The following is a 14,511-nucleotide window of genomic DNA, read 5'->3' as shown; positions in this document are numbered from 1 at the left end:
CCGGGGCCGGTCGGGGCCGCGCGGTCCCGACCGGCACCTGGCACGGACGGTCAGCCGAAGAACACACCGACCTCCTCGTACAGCGTCGGGTCCACCGTCTTCAGACGGGCCGTCGCGTCCGCGAGGGGGACGCGGACGATGTCCGTGCCGCGCAGGGCGACCATCGTGCCGAAGTCGCCGTCGCGGACGCAGTCGATGGCGTGCAGGCCGAAGCGGGTGGCGAGCCAGCGGTCGAAGGCACTGGGGGTGCCGCCGCGCTGGATGTGGCCCAGGACCGTGGTGCGGGCCTCCTTGCCCGTGCGCTTCTCGATCTCCTTGGCGAGCCACTCGCCGACACCGGACAGGCGGACATGCCCGAAGGAGTCCAGCGACCGGTCCTTGAGGACCATGTCGCCGTCCTTGGGCATGGCCCCCTCGGCGACGACGACGATCGGCGCGTACGACGCCCGGAAACGGGACGTCACCCAGGCGCACACCTGCTCGACGTCGAAGCGCTGCTCGGGGATGAGGATGACGTTCGCGCCGCCGGCGAGGCCCGAGTGCAGGGCGATCCAGCCGGCGTGCCGGCCCATCACCTCGCAGACCAGGACCCGCATATGGGACTCGGCGGTGGTGTGCAGCCGGTCGATGGCCTCGGTCGCGATGCCGACCGCGGTGTCGAAGCCGAAGGTGTAGTCCGTGGCGGACAGGTCGTTGTCTATCGTCTTCGGCACGCCCACGCAGGGCAAGCCGTACTCGCCGGACAGCCGCGCGGCCACGCCCAGGGTGTCCTCGCCGCCGATGACGACGAGCGCCTCCACCTCCAGCGCGGCGAGGTTCTCCTTGATCCGGCGGATGCCGTCGCGCTCCTTCAGGGGGTTGGTCCGGGAGGAGCCGATGATGGTGCCGCCGCGGGGCAGGATGCCGCGCACGGCGGGGATGTCGAGGCGGACGGTGACACCTTCCAGTGGACCGCGCCAGCCGTCCCGGAAGCCGGTGAAGTCATAGCCGTACTCCTGTACGCCCTTGCGGACGATGGCCCGGATGACGGCGTTGAGTCCGGGGCAGTCGCCGCCTCCGGTCAGTACTCCGACCCGCATGGCATGTCCCTTCGCAGCAGGTGCCTGGCGAAGGGTCAGTGTGGCGTGGGTCTCACTCGTCGTCGAGTCCGCGCTCTATCGCATATCTGACCAGCTCCACGCGGTTGTGCAACTGGAGCTTGCCGAGGGTGTTCTGGACGTGGTTCTGCACCGTGCGGTGGGAGATGACCAGGCGTTCGGCGATCTGCTTGTAGCTCAGGCCCTTGGCGACGAGGCGCAGTACCTCGGTCTCGCGGTCGGTGAGCCGGGGCGCGTCCGGTTCGCCGGTGTCGGGGGCGGGGGCGGGTTCGGAGGCCAGGCGGCGGTACTCGCCGAGGACCAGCCCGGCGAGGCCGGGGGTGAAGACGGGGTCGCCGACGGCCGTGCGGCGGACCGCGTCCTGGAGTTCCTCGGTGGAGGCCGACTTCAGCAGATAGCCGGTCGCGCCGGACTTCACGGCTTCCAGGACGTCGGCGTGCTCGCCGCTCGCGGACAGCACCAGGACGCGCAGCGCGGGGTTCGCGGCGACGACCTCCTTGCAGACCTGGACGCCGGGCTTGCCGGGCAGGTTCAGGTCGAGCACCAGGACCTCGGGTGCGGCGGCCTTGGCGCGGCGCACGGCCTGGTCGCCGTCGCCCGCGGTGGCGACGACCTCGAAGCCCGACTCGGCCAGGTCACGGGCGACCGCGTCGCGCCACATGGGGTGGTCGTCGACCACCATGACCTTGATCGGGTCCCGCCGGTCCGCAGTGGTCTGAGTCATCGCTGCTCCGCCTTCCCCCGTACGGTTGTCACGTCCTTCGGTACCTTCAGTTCGACCTCCGTGCCCTGTCCCGGCACCGAGATCAGCTCCGCGCTGCCGCCGAGGTCGCGCAGCCGGCCGCGGATCGACAGGGCGACGCCGAGCCGCCCCTCGCCCTCGGCCTGGGCGAGCCGCCCTTCCGGGATGCCGGGTCCGTCGTCCCGTACGGTGACGATCACCTCGTCCGGCTCGTCCTCGACGAGGATCCACGCGCGCGCCTGTTCCCCGGCGTGCTTGCGGACGTTGTCCAGGGCCGCCCCGACAGCGGCGGCCACCTCCCGGGCGGCGGCCGGCGCCAGCGGTACGGGCGCGCCGGGCTCGGCGAGGCTGACCTTGGCGCCGGCGTACGGCGCGAGCAGGGCGCGCAGGTCGACGGGGCCGCTCTCCTCCGGCTGTTCGTCGACGGCCCGGACGACGGCTCCCTCGGCGGCGTCCTCCGAGAGCCGGGAGACGGGCACGAGTCCGCCGGAGACCAGGGTGCGCAGCGCGACCTCCTGTTCACCGGCCATCCGGCCCAGCTCGGCCGCCTCGCCGCCGATCACCGCGCCGCGCCGCTGCACCATCGCCAGCACCTGGAGCACGCTGTCGTGGATGTCCCGGGCCAGGCGCTCCCGCTCACGGGTGGCGGCCTCGATCTCCAGGGCGCGGGCGAGGGTGCGCTCGGAGGCGCGGGCGACCTCGACGACGTAGCCGATGGCGATGGAGGCGATGCAGACGAGGATGACGTTGTGGACGGTGTCACGGGCCGGGCTGCCACGCTCGACCAGGTTGGCGGCGGCCACGAGGCTGGAGGCGAGGGCCGCCCAGCGCCAGCCGCCCTTGACGGCGAAGGCCAGGACGGAACCGGCGGTCCATATCGACGGCAGGGTCGGGCCGCCCGCCAGGACCCGCTCGTGTGTGTCGGCGACGGGTGTGAGCAGGATGCCGGCGACGGCGATGGTGAGGTCGGCGGCGAGGAACCGCTTGGTGCAGCGGGCGGCGTTCGCGACCCGGGGCAGGGTGGCCAGGGTCCACACGGCCAGCACGGCGTAGTAGGCGACGGCGACCCAGGGCCGGACGAACTCCTCGTAGGCGGTGGCGAACAGGCCGACCGCGTACAGCATCGTGAGCACCCGGTAGGCGGTCAGCGCACGCCACAGCGGCTGCTCGACCGACATCCTCATGACTCGCTCGCGCTCGGCCATCTCCCCCGCCCCCCGGACGAGCCCCGACTAGGGCTCCGTCCGCCTCTTCTCCGGCTCGTCCCGCTCGGGCTTTTCCTGGTCCGCCTGTTCCTTCTCGGCGTGTTCCTTCCCGGCCTGTTCCTTCTCCGCACGGGCGAGCGCGGCCTTCGCCGCCTTCTCGGCTTCCTTCTCCGCCTTCGCCGCCTCCGCGAGCTGCCGCTTCATGGCCGTCGCGTACATGTCGACGTACTCCTGGCCGGAGAGCTTCATGATCTCGTACATGACCTCGTCGGTCACCGCGCGCAGCACGAACCGGTCGTGCTCCATGCCCTGGTAGCGGCTGAAGTCCAGGGGCTTGCCGATCCGGATGCCGGGGCGCATCAGCTTCGGCATGACCTTCCCGGGCGGCTGGATCTTCTCCGTGTCGATCATGGCCACGGGGATGACGGGCGCGCCGGTCGCCAGCGCTACGCGCGCGAGGCCGCCCGGCTTGCCGCGGTAGAGCCGCCCGTCGGGCGAGCGCGTCCCCTCCGGGTAGATGCCGAACAGCTCGCCGCGCTCCAGTACCTCTATGCCGCTCTTGATGGCGGCCTCGCCCGCGCCGCGCGCGCCGGAGCGGTCCACGGGCAGCTGGCCGACTCCCTTGAAGAAGGCGGCCGTCAGCCGGCCCTTCACCCCGGGCGTGGTGAAGTACTCGGCCTTCGCGATGAACGTGACCTTGCGGTCCAGGACCGCGGGCAGGAAGAACGAGTCCGAGAAGGACAGGTGGTTGCTCGCCAGGATCGCGGGGCCCTCGGCGGGAATGTTCTCCAGGCCTTCCACCCACGGCCTGAAGGCGACCTTCAGCGGTCCCCCAACAGCGACCTTCATCGCGCCGTACAACAACCGAGTGCCTCCTGTATGTGTCGATCAGACCATAACCCGGCGCGCCGTCAAAGGCGCCGACGGCCCTGGTCGGTGTCAGTGCCGTCGCGTACCGTGAAGGTCCCGCGAACGCCGTGCGTCCCCTGCCATGACGTTCCGTGACATTCCGTGATCGTGTCCGTCCCTTCTCATGACCAGGAGGCCGAAGGTGCCGGTCCTTGCCGGAGCCGAGCCGTTTCACCACGAGGGCGGGGAAACCGCCGTGCTCCTCTGCCACGGTTTCACCGGTTCACCGCAGTCGCTGCGCCCCTGGGCGGAGCATCTCGCCGCACGCGGCATGACCGTCTCGCTGCCGCTGCTCCCCGGGCACGGCACGCGCTGGGAGGACCTGCGGATCACCGGCTGGCAGGACTGGTACGCGGAGGTGGAGCACGAGCTGCGCCTCCTGTGCGAGCGCCGCGAGCAGGTGTTCGTGGCCGGTCTGTCCATGGGCGGCGCCCTGGCCCTGCGGCTCGCCGCGCGGCACGGCGACGCCGTCAGCGGAGTGGTGGTCGTCAACCCGGCGAACAAGGTGCACGGCCTGGCCGCGCACGCCCTGCCGGTGCTCCGCCACCTCGTCCCCGCGACCAAGGGCATCGCCAGCGACATCGCCAAGCCGGACAGCAGGGAGCTGGGCTACGACCGGGTGCCGCTGCACGCCGCGCACTCCCTGCGCCAGTTCTTCCAGGTCGCCGACCGCGAGCTGCCGCAGGTCACCCAGCCGGTGCTGCTGCTGCGCAGCCCGCAGGACCATGTGGTGCCGCCGGCCGACTCGGCCCGTGTCCTCAGCCGCATCTCGTCGACCGACGTGAAAGAGGTCCTCCTGGAACAGAGCTACCACGTCGCCACGTTGGACCATGACGCGGACCGGATCTTCGAGGAGAGCACAGCTTTCATCAGCCGGCTCGCGTCCGGCCTCGGCAAGGAGCCCGGTCTCGGCAAGGAAGGGACGACCGCAGGTGGCTGAGCACGACTCCGACCGCGAGGGCCGCGAGCCGGACGAGAAGGGCGTCCCGTTCGACGAGGAGGCCGCCTGGGCGGCGATCGTCGCCGGGTACGGCGAGGAACCGCCGGACCCGCCGGGCGCCAAGCCGTTCAAGTCGGTCGAGGACCTGGCGCTGCTGGAGCCTCCGACCAACGACGGCCGGGGCGACCGGGGCGACCGGCTGGACACGCCCGCGGAGGCCGCGTCGGCCCCCGCGGAGGCCGCGAAGCCCGGCGAGCCGGACGGCCCGGAGCCGAAGGGATCCGGCGACAAGCCGGCCAAGCCGCTGGGCGGCTCCGTCTCCTTCGCGCCCGGCGTCGGCCCGCGCGACTACACGGCGCCCGAGCCCGCCGAGGACGACTTCGACGAGGACGACGAGGGGCATTTCGTGCCGCCGGAGCCGCCCCCGCTGCCGTCCGCCGACCCGACCGCGAAGTTCGCCTGGCTCGGTGTGCTGGGCGGGCCGGTGCTGCTCCTGCTGGCCGTGCTGCTCGGCTGGGAGATGACCTGGTGGCTGACCACGCTGGGCATCGGCGGGTTCCTCGGCGGGTTCGCGACGCTGGTGATGCGGATGCGGACGGATGACGAGGAGGACGACGACCCGGGGCGGGGTGCGATCGTCTAGGAAGCGGGCACTCTGAGGGCGGCCAGGACCGGGAGATGGTCCGTGGCCGCCCTCAGGTCTGCCTCGGTCACCCCAGGCTGTGCGGACGGCACACCGCAGCCCAGCACCTCGATGCCCTCGGTCGCGAAGATCGCGTCGATGCGCTGGTAGGGGTCGGCGGGGGTCCAGGTGTACTCGCCGCCCCAGGGGGACGCGGCCCGGCAGTCGGTCAGGGTGCCGGCCAGCCGGCGGAAGGCGGGGCCGTCGGGGCGTTCGTTCAGGTCGCCGCCGGCGATCGCGTGCTCCACGCCCAGGCCCGCGAGCCGGTCCAGGAGCATGCCGGCCTGGGCGTAGCGCTCGTCCTTCTGCAGCGACAGGTGACAGCTCAGCACGCCGAGGCGGGTGCCGGCGAAGCGGACGACGGCCGTGGCGAAGCCGCGGCGGTGCAGGCCGGGGGTGGGGGGCAGGAGAACGTCCTCCGTGCGTTCGACGCTCGCCCGGAGCGAGCTGAGGATCGCCGGGCCTGTGGTGGTGGCGCCCCCGGTGACGACGACCAGGTCGGATGCGCGGGCCAGACGGGCGAGTTTCTTGCGCCAGCGGAAGAAGCGGGGGGCTTCCTGGATCAGGACCAGGTCGGGTTCGCAAGCGCGGATGACACGGGCCAGGGCGTCGGTGTCGTCCCGCATGGAGCGGATGTTGTAGCCGAGGACCCTGATGACCGCGGAACCGTCGGGTTCGGTACGGGAGTTGGGGAGCAGGGGCATGTGATCAATTTACGCCCCATGGCTCGGGGCGCGGGGTTGTGCGCGAGTACCGGTTGTTCGTGGCTGTTCGCGCCCACGCGGCAAAGCCGCACATCGACACAGCCCCGCGCCCCTGAAAACACAAAACGAGGCGTTACATGATCGGGTCGGGTTCCCTCGCCAGGTCCGCCGCGCCCACCAGCCCGGCCTTGTTGCCCAGTTCCGCCGCGCGGACCTCGGCGACCGGGCGCCAGTTGCCGCCGACCAGCCAGCGCTTGTAGGACTTTCGGATCGGGCCCAGGACCAGTTCGCCCTCGTCGGAGAGTCCGCCGCCGACGATGAAGGCGGAGGGGTCGAAGAGGGAGGCGAGGTCGGCGAGGCCCGCGCCGACCCAGCGGGCCAGTTCGCGGTAGGAGTCGACGGCCACGCGGTCGCCCTGGCGGGCGGCCATGGAGATGTGCTTGCCCTCGATGCCGTCGGGCGAGCCGTTGCCGAGGCCGAGGAGGATCTCGGCGTTCTCGGGGGTGGCGTTGGCGCGCTGCTTGGCGTACCTCACCAGCGCACGCCCCGAGGCGTACTGCTCCCAGCAGCCCTGCGAGCCGCAGCCGCACAGCAGGCCGTCCGGCACCATGCGGATGTGGCCGAACTCGGCGGCCACGCCGAAGTGCCCGCGGCGCAGCTTGTTGCCGATGATGATGCCGCCGCCGAGGCCGGTGCCGAGCGTGATGCAGATGACGTTGCGGTGGCCCTTGCCGGCGCCGAACTTGTACTCGCCCCACGCCGCGGCGTTCGCGTCGTTCTCGACGACCACCGGGAGGCCCACACGGGCCTCGACCTTCTCCTTGAGCGGCTCGTTGCGCCAGTGGATGTTGGGCGCGAAGTAGACCTCGGAGCGCTGCCGGTTCACATAGCCGGCCGCGCCGATGCCCACGCCGACGATGTCGTGCCCGACGCGTGCGCCTTCCACCGCCGAGGCGATGGCGTCCACGATGCCCTCAGGCGTGCCCGGGGTCGGCACCTTGAAGGTCGAGAGGATGTTGCCTTCCTCATCGACCACGCCGGCCGCGATCTTCGTGCCGCCGATGTCGACGCCGATGGTGAGTCCCATGAATCCCTCAGTTTCGGTCGAGCCCCGCTACGGCCAACGGTACCCGAGGCACGCCGTCGGGTTCGCTGTCGTCCGCACGCTGGGCAGGACCGGCGGCGGCACGCCGGTCGGGGCTCGTGACGAGGAGGCGGGGCTCAGTCCAGGTCGATGCGCTCCCCGGGACCGGCGTCGTCGCCCCGGTCATGGCGTTCGTCGAGGTCACGCGGGTCGATCCGGTCGTCGCGGCCGGTCCAGCGGCGCTCCTGGGACTCGACGGCGGAGCGGTAGGCGGCGAGCAACTCGTTCCCGGCGGCGGCCAGGTGGTCGAAGACGTCCGGGTTGCGTTCGATGACGGGTTCCACGGCGGCCTTGGCCTGCTGGACGACCTGGCGGACGACCTGCTCGGCGGCGGGCCCCGCGACGGCGCCGAACAGCGGGGACTGGATCCCCGACAGCTTGTCCGCGACGGCGTGGACGAGCTTCTTCAGTTCCTCGGCCGCGGAGCCCGGGGGCGGGCCGTACGCGGCGCGGCGGCGGGCCGTCTCCGCTTCGAGGTCCTCGGCGCACGCGGTCGCCCAGGCGTCGGCGTCGGTCGCCCGCACCTCGTCCGCGGCCTCGTCGCGGGCGGCGTCGGACGGGGGGAGCTCTTCGCTCATGACGGACTCCTGACTACGGTTCGTCCCTCCGACGTTACCCCCTCTCCCACCCCCTCTCACCGCGTCTGCGGCCAGAGCTTCGGGTCGGGCGCGAAGCGGATGCGCAGTTCGCCCTCGCGCAGGGCGGCCCCGTCGACGGTGCAGCGGCGCAGCGCGGAGGGCAGCGGAACGATACGGCGGAACCGCCCCGCCGTGACGACGAGTTCGTCGCCGCGCCGGACGAGGTCCAGTTCCTCGCGCAGGGCGCCGGGCAGCGGGATGTGCCAGACGAGCACCCCGTCCTCACCGAGCCGGTCGGCCACCGGCCACTCGACCGCCGGGACGGGCGCGTCCGGGTCGGCGCCGGGTACGGCGAGGGCGGCCAGGTCGTCGGCGCCGACGGGGTCGCGTCCGAGGTGGGCCACGGTCCGGACGTCGTACGACTCCCGCCACTCGTCCAGTGTCTTGCGCTGCTGGGCGACCGGTCCGGCCAGCCAGGTGTCCGGGGACGCCTCGGGCAGGACGCGGTTGGCGACCACGACATCGGTGCGCAGGCCGCGCAGCGCGAGTCCGAGGCGGGCTGCGCGCAGGGCGTCGGCGCCGGCGGGGCCTGGCTCGGCGACCAGGCGTACGACGGTGTCGCGGTCGGCGACGACGGCCTCGACGGCGGCCAGCTCCAGGTCCCAGCGGGCGGCGCTCTCGTAGAGCCACTCGGCGGGCATGGGGACGCCGGCGAGCCGGCCCAGGACGGGGCGCAGGGCGCGGGCGGCCTGCCGTTCGGGCGGGAGCAGGCGGCGCAGGTAGCGGCGGAGTTCCTCGGGCAGGGCGAGCAGGGCGAGGGCCCGCGGGGTCGGGGGCAGGTCGACGACGAGCAGGTCGTACGACCCCGACAGCGCGGCGTCGCGCAGGGCGCGCAGGAGGGCGAGTTCCTCGGCTCCGGGGAGGGGGCTGAGTTCCTCGGGGTCGAGGCGGGAGGCGCCGAGGAGGTCGAGGGCGGAGGAGGCGCGGTCCTGGAGGGCGGTGAAATCCGTGCGGAAGTCCTGGGCGGGGTCGGGGCGCCAGGCCGTGAGGCGGGGTGCGGCCTCGACCGGCTCGGGGCCGGTGCGGGTGCCCAGGACGGCGCCGAGGGTGTCGGCCGCGTCGGTGCCGAGGACGAGGGTGCGGGTGCCCTGCGCTGCCGCGGCCAGGGCGGTCGCGGCCGCGAGGGTGGTACGGCCGCTGCCGCCGGGGCCGGTGATCAGGATGGTGCGCATGGAGGTGAACGGTACCGGGCCTTGGCGCTCAGGCCGGGTGGGTGCTGAAGGCACCCCGGGGGCGCGGGGAACTGCGCGACCAGCCACCACGGCCCCGCACCCGGCACGGCGCAGGCACTGCTACGGCGCGACCCCTACGTGCCCGACTCCACGCGCTTCTTCAGGCCCGCCAGCGCCCGGTCGATGATGACCTTCTCCGCCTTGCGCTTGATCATGCCGAGCATGGGGATCTTGACGTCGACGGTCAGCGCGTACGTGACCTCCGTACCCCCCGCCCCCGCCGGCTTCAACAGGTACGTGCCGTCCAGGGAGCGGAGCATCTGGGACTTGACCAGGGTCCAGGAGACCTCGTTCTCGCCGGTCCAGGTGTACGCGAGGACCTGGTCGTCCTTGATCGCACCCGCGTCCATGACGAGCCGGACCTGTTCGGCACGGCCCCGCTCGTCGGTCTTGAGCACCTCGGCCTCCTTCACCTCGCCGGTCCAGTCCGGGTAGCGGGCGAAATCGGAGATGACCGCCATGACGTCGGCCGGGGCCGCCTCGATGGTGATGCTCGAGCTGGTGTGTTCCGCCATCGCCGTGGCTCCTCCAGATACGGGCCGGTATGAGGTCGTCGTACGCAAGCGTGTGCAGCGTGAAGGCTACCGCGCACGGGACCCGCCGATCTCATCCGACCTGGGGCATCCTCACCATTCCAGCGCCCACGGTGTCCCGGTCCCCGCGAAGTGCCCCACGTTCACACACTCGGTCGCCCCGATCCGCATCCGCCGCACCAGCGGCTGGTGGACGTGTCCGAAGAGGGAGTAGCGGGGCCGGGTGCGGCGGATGGCGTCCAGCAGGGCCCGGCTGCCGCGCTCGAAGCGGCGCGCGACGGTGTCGTAGACCAGTTCGGGAACCTCGGGCGGGATGTGCGTGCACAGCACGTCGACCTCGCCGACCGCCTCTATCTTCGCCGCGTACTCCTCGTCGCCGATCTCGTACGGCGTCCGCATCGGCGTGCGCAGGCCGCCGCCGACGAAGCCGAAGACCCAGCCGCCGATCTCGACGCGCTCGCCGTCGAGGACGGTCGTGCCAGGGCCGGCGTACTCCTGCCACAGGGGCGGCATGTCGACATTGCCGTAGGTCGCGTACGTAGGGGTGGGGAACGCGGCGAACATCTCGGCGTACTGCTTGCGCACCGCCTTCTCGATCACCGAGGCGCGGTCCGCGCCGATGCCGGCCCACAGCCGGGCCCCGAACTCCCGCGCCTCCTGGAAGCGGCGGGCGGTGCGCAGCGCGACGATGCGGTCGGCGTTCTCCACGCCGAACAGGTCGGGGAAGATGCCGCGCGAGTGGTCGGCGTAGTCGAGGAAGAGGACGAGGTCGCCCAGACAGATCAGGGCGTCGGCGCCCTCGCCGGCCCTGGCCAGGTCACGGGCGTTGCCGTGCACGTCACTGACCACGTGCACGCGCGTCCTGCGGTTTCCGGCTGGTGTGGGTGCCATGGTGATCAAGGGTAGGTCGAGCGGCGCAGTTGTGAACAGTGGCGGCTCTACCTGCGGTTACTGGCCAGTCAGTTAGTACGTGGACTACTGTGCGCGAAGGAATACCCAACTGTGTGACGCAGCGAACATCTCGATGGGACCCCCTGTCGGAGAACCCATACCGGCGGGTAACGTCCGGGCAGTCCAGTCGTGCTCTGCATTTCAACAAGTGAATGCCCGAGCACCTGCCCGAGCCTTGGACCGGACCGTCGCATCACACAACGTCGTGGCGCCGGCGCCCTATGAGGAGCAGCAGTCTTGCGCGAGTTCAGCCTTCCGGCTTTGTACGAGGTCCCTGCGGACGGCAATCTGACCGACATCGTCCGCAGAAACGCCGCGCAGCACCCGGACGTCGCCGTCATCGCCCGCAAGGTCGGCGGCACCTGGCAGGACGTCACGGCCACCGCCTTCCTCGCCGAGGTGCACACCGCCGCGAAGGGGCTGATCGCCGCCGGGGTCGAGCCGGGCGACCGGGTGGGCCTGATGTCCCGCACCCGGTACGAGTGGACGCTGCTGGACTTCGCGATCTGGAGCGCGGGCGCGGTGACCGTGCCGGTGTACGAGACCAGTTCGCCCGAGCAGGTGCAGTGGATCCTCGGCGACTCGGGCGCGACCGCGTGCATCGTGGAGTCGGACGGTCACTCGGCCGCCGTCGAGTCGGTGCGCGACCGTCTGCCAGCGCTCAAGCACGTGTGGCAGATCGAGGGCGGCGGCATCGACGAGCTGGCCCGGCTCGGGCAGGACGTCAGGGACCAGACGGTCGAGGAGCGCAGCTCGATCGCCAAGGCCGACGACCCGGCGACCATCGTCTACACCTCGGGCACGACCGGCCGCCCCAAGGGCTGTGTGCTCACCCACCGCAGCTTCTTCGCCGAGTGCGGCAACATCGTGGAGCGGCTGCGTCCGCTGTTCCGCACGGGCGAGTGCTCGGTGCTGCTCTTCCTGCCGCTCGCGCACGTCTTCGGGCGGCTCGTGCAGATCGCGCCGATGATGGCGCCGATCAAGCTCGGCTGCGTCCCGGACATCAAGAACCTCACGGACGAGCTGGCCGCGTTCCGCCCGACCCTGATCCTCGGGGTGCCGCGCGTCTTCGAGAAGGTCTACAACTCGGCGCGCGCCAAGGCCCAGGCCGACGGCAAGGGCAAGATCTTCGACAAGGCCGCCGACACGGCGATCGCGTACAGCAAGGCGCTGGACACCCCCTCGGGCCCGTCCCTCGGCCTGAAGATCAAGCACAGGACGTTCGACAAGCTCGTCTACAGCAAGCTCCGCGCGGTCCTCGGCGGCCGGGGCGAGTACGCGATCTCCGGCGGCGCCCCGCTGGGCGAGCGCCTCGGCCACTTCTTCCGCGGCATCGGCTTCACGGTCCTGGAGGGCTACGGCCTGACCGAGTCCTGCGCGGCCACCGCGTTCAACCCCTGGGACCGGCAGAAGATCGGCACGGTCGGCCAGCCGCTGCCCGGCTCGGTGGTGCGGATCGCCGACGACGGCGAGGTGCTGCTGCACGGCGAGCACCTGTTCAAGGAGTACTGGAACAACCCCGGCGCGACCGCGGAGGCGCTGGCCGACGGCTGGTTCCACACCGGTGACATCGGCACCCTCGACGAGGACGGCTACCTGAGGATCACCGGCCGCAAGAAGGAGATCATCGTCACCGCGGGCGGCAAGAACGTCGCCCCGGCCGTCATCGAGGACCGCATCCGGGCCCACGCCCTGGTCGCGGAGTGCATGGTGGTGGGCGACGGGCGGCCGTTCGTGGGCGCGCTGATCACCATCGACGAGGAGTTCCTGGGCCGTTGGTGCGCGGACCACGGCAAGCCGGCGGGTTCCACCGCGGCGTCGCTGTGCGAGGACCCGGACCTGCTGGCCGCGATCCAGGCGGCGGTCGACGACGGCAACGCCGCGGTGTCGAAGGCGGAATCGGTGCGGAAGTTCCGCATTCTGTCCTCCCAGTTCACGGAGGAGTCGGGCCACCTGACGCCCTCACTGAAGCTGAAGCGGAACGTGGTGGCGAAGGACTACGCGCACGAGGTCGAGGCGATCTACGCGAAGTGACCCACGGGGTCGTCTATGGCGCGGTGTCCTCGGCGAGGACCCGCGCCATCGTGCGTTCGGCGAGCGCGGTGATGGTCATGAAGGGGTTGACCCCGATCGACCCGGGCACGAGCGAGCCGTCGGTGACGTAGAGCCTGCGGTAGCCCTTCACACGCCCGTAGTCGTCCGTCGCCCGGCCCAGTACGCAGCCGCCGAGCGGGTGGTAGGTGAAGTCGTCGGCGAAGACCTTGCTGCTCGATCCGAACAGGTCGTAGCGGTAGATCGTCGAGTTGGCCGCGTTGATCCGGTCGAACAGCTTCTTGGCCATGGCGACGGAGACCGCGCTGTGGGCGGCCGTCCAGCCGAGCCGCACCTCACCCGAGCCGGTGTCGTACGAGAAGGACGCCCGCTGCGGGTTCCCGGTGATCGCCAGATAGAGGCTCACCCAGTGTTCCAGCCCGGCCGGCAGCGGGGCGATCTCGGCGAACACGCGGTTGGCGGCGTTGGCCCAGTCGTCGATGCCCATGACCGGCATGGTCGACTGGTTCGCGCCGACCGTGTCCCACAGGTGGTTGGCCCGGCCGAGCATCACGTTGCCGTTGGTGCCCCAGCCGGCGCCGACGCTGGGGTCGAGATCGGGCAGGGTGCCCGTCTCCCGGGCGCGCAGCAGCAGTTCGGTGGTGCCGAGGCTGCCGCCGCCGAGGAAGAGGTACCTGCAGCCGTACTCCTTGGTCTCGACGACCCGGCCGGTCTCGTCGACGCGGTCGGCGGTCAGGACGTAGCTCCCGTCCGGCGCCCGGCTGATCGCTCGGACCTTCTCCAGGGTGTGGATCGTGACGTGGCCGGTGCCGAGCGCGGTGGCGAGGTAGGTCTTGTCGAGGCTGCGCTTGCCGTGGTTGTTGCCGTAGATGACCTCGCCGGCGAGGGCCGACTTCGGGGCGGTGCCGGCCGCCTCGCGCGCCATGTGGCCGAAGTCGTAGACGTTCGGCACGAAGGTGGTCCGCAGGCCGGCCTCCTCGGCGTGGCGGCGGGAGACACGGGTGAAGCGGTACCACTCCGTCGACTCGAACCAGGCCGGGTCGACGGTGTTCACGCCGAGGGCCGCGCGGGCGCGCGGGAAGTACGTGCCGTACATCTCGTCGGCGTCGACGGTGGGGAACTGCTCGGCGAAGTAGGCCCTGGGCGGCGTGACCGCCATGCCGCCGTTGACGAGTGAGCCGCCGCCGACGCCCCGGCCGACGTAGACGGACATCTGTGCGAAGTGCACGCGGTCCAGGACGCCCGGGTAGCGGCCGATGTCCTGGTTGACGACGTCCAGCCAGAGGAAGGTGCCCAGGGGGGCCTCGGTACGGGTGCGGAACCACATGGAGCGCTGGTCCGGGGTGCGGGTGGAGCAGAAGATCTTTCCGTCGGGGCCGGGGGTGTTCCAGAGCCGGCCCATCTCCAGGACGAGGGTGCGGATGCCGGCCTGGGCGAGACGGAGGGCGGCTACGGCGCCGCCGTAGCCGGAGCCGATGACGATGGCGGGGGCGGTGTCGACCGCGTCGGGCTGCGCCGCTCGGGCGGAGTCGAGGCCGATGCGGGTGAATCCCAGGGTGGCTGCGGTTTGGAGGGCGGCCATGCCGAGAATTTGACGTCTTGTCAGGTGACGATGCGTCAGGTTTGATGTCATGGGTGCAGCATCGGCGGTAGTTGGGGTTCCGCCTAGTGGGGTGCCGCTT

At 71.6% G+C, this 14,511-nt stretch carries 14 protein-coding genes; 3 read left to right on the top strand and 11 right to left on the bottom strand.

The genetic code is table 11. The features are described 5' to 3' along the window. Window positions 1-50: 50 nt before the first annotated feature. The 4 genes from ACFZDA_RS23355 to ACFZDA_RS23340 are packed head-to-tail and all read right to left on the bottom strand — an operon-like array spanning window position 51 to window position 3,893. Entirely contained in the window at window positions 51-1,079 is a 1,029-nt protein-coding gene (locus ACFZDA_RS23355) for an ATP-dependent 6-phosphofructokinase (RefSeq protein ID WP_391084761.1), read from the bottom strand. Window positions 1,080-1,131: 52 nt separating this feature from the next. Next, a complete protein-coding gene (locus ACFZDA_RS23350; RefSeq protein WP_391084759.1) occupies window positions 1,132-1,821 on the bottom strand; it encodes a response regulator in 690 nt (229 codons plus the stop codon). After that, a complete protein-coding gene (macS, locus tag ACFZDA_RS23345; RefSeq protein ID WP_391084756.1) occupies window positions 1,818-3,044 on the bottom strand; it encodes a MacS family sensor histidine kinase in 1,227 nt (408 codons plus the stop codon). Before macS ends, ACFZDA_RS23350 begins: the two co-directional genes overlap by 4 nt. A gap of 27 nt (window positions 3,045-3,071) precedes the next feature. Next, a complete protein-coding gene (locus ACFZDA_RS23340; RefSeq protein ID WP_391084753.1) occupies window positions 3,072-3,893 on the bottom strand; it encodes a 1-acyl-sn-glycerol-3-phosphate acyltransferase in 822 nt (273 codons plus the stop codon). A 202-nt stretch (window positions 3,894-4,095) separates the two neighbouring features. Here ACFZDA_RS23340 and ACFZDA_RS23335 point away from each other — a divergent pair, with 202 nt between their 5' ends. Beyond that, window positions 4,096-4,893 carry an alpha/beta fold hydrolase gene (locus tag ACFZDA_RS23335; RefSeq protein WP_391084751.1) on the top strand — a complete coding sequence of 266 codons (798 nt, stop codon included), beginning with the start codon at window positions 4,096-4,098 and terminating at the stop codon, window positions 4,891-4,893. Next, complete coding sequence (locus tag ACFZDA_RS23330) at window positions 4,886-5,536, top strand: hypothetical protein (protein ID WP_391084748.1); 651 nt, start codon at window positions 4,886-4,888, stop codon at window positions 5,534-5,536. Before ACFZDA_RS23335 ends, ACFZDA_RS23330 begins: the two co-directional genes overlap by 8 nt. Here ACFZDA_RS23330 and ACFZDA_RS23325 read toward each other — a convergent pair. The 6 genes from ACFZDA_RS23325 to ACFZDA_RS23300 form a co-directional block, all read right to left on the bottom strand. Further along, window positions 5,533-6,279, bottom strand: a complete 747-nt coding sequence (locus tag ACFZDA_RS23325) for an endonuclease/exonuclease/phosphatase family protein (protein ID WP_391084746.1) — start codon at window positions 6,277-6,279, stop codon at window positions 5,533-5,535. The two genes, ACFZDA_RS23330 and ACFZDA_RS23325, sit on opposite strands and share 4 nt — an antisense overlap. A 133-nt stretch (window positions 6,280-6,412) precedes the next feature. After that, on the bottom strand, window positions 6,413-7,366 hold the full coding sequence (locus tag ACFZDA_RS23320; protein WP_391084742.1) for an ROK family glucokinase: 954 nt from the start codon (window positions 7,364-7,366) through the stop codon (window positions 6,413-6,415). Between the two features lie 134 nt (window positions 7,367-7,500). Then, window positions 7,501-8,001, bottom strand: coding sequence for a DUF5304 family protein (locus ACFZDA_RS23315; RefSeq protein WP_391084739.1), 501 nt, complete (start codon window positions 7,999-8,001; stop codon window positions 7,501-7,503). A gap of 56 nt (window positions 8,002-8,057) precedes the next feature. Next, the gene (locus tag ACFZDA_RS23310; RefSeq protein ID WP_391084736.1) at window positions 8,058-9,233 is read right to left on the bottom strand and encodes an ArsA-related P-loop ATPase; all 1,176 of its coding nucleotides are present in this window, start codon (window positions 9,231-9,233) and stop codon (window positions 8,058-8,060) included. Window positions 9,234-9,367: 134 nt separating this feature from the next. After that, window positions 9,368-9,808 carry a DUF2505 family protein gene (locus tag ACFZDA_RS23305; RefSeq protein ID WP_391084733.1) on the bottom strand — a complete coding sequence of 147 codons (441 nt, stop codon included), beginning with the start codon at window positions 9,806-9,808 and terminating at the stop codon, window positions 9,368-9,370. Between the two features lie 111 nt (window positions 9,809-9,919). Beyond that, window positions 9,920-10,717 carry a metallophosphoesterase gene (locus ACFZDA_RS23300; protein WP_391084730.1) on the bottom strand — a complete coding sequence of 266 codons (798 nt, stop codon included), beginning with the start codon at window positions 10,715-10,717 and terminating at the stop codon, window positions 9,920-9,922. A gap of 297 nt (window positions 10,718-11,014) precedes the next feature. Here ACFZDA_RS23300 and ACFZDA_RS23295 point away from each other — a divergent pair, with 297 nt between their 5' ends. Further along, entirely contained in the window at window positions 11,015-12,811 is a 1,797-nt protein-coding gene (locus ACFZDA_RS23295; protein WP_391084727.1) for an AMP-binding protein, read from the top strand. 13 nt (window positions 12,812-12,824) lie between these two features. On the opposite strand, the gene ACFZDA_RS23290 is transcribed toward ACFZDA_RS23295, so the two are convergent. Further along, complete coding sequence (locus tag ACFZDA_RS23290) at window positions 12,825-14,411, bottom strand: GMC oxidoreductase (protein WP_391084724.1); 1,587 nt, start codon at window positions 14,409-14,411, stop codon at window positions 12,825-12,827. Between the last annotated feature and the right edge of the window lie 100 nt (window positions 14,412-14,511).

Origin of the sequence: Streptomyces sp. NPDC007991 (assembly GCF_042958445.1) — a bacterium.
Lineage (GTDB): Bacteria > Actinomycetota > Actinomycetes > Streptomycetales > Streptomycetaceae > Streptomyces.
This window is presented reverse-complemented; position numbering and strand designations above follow the sequence as displayed.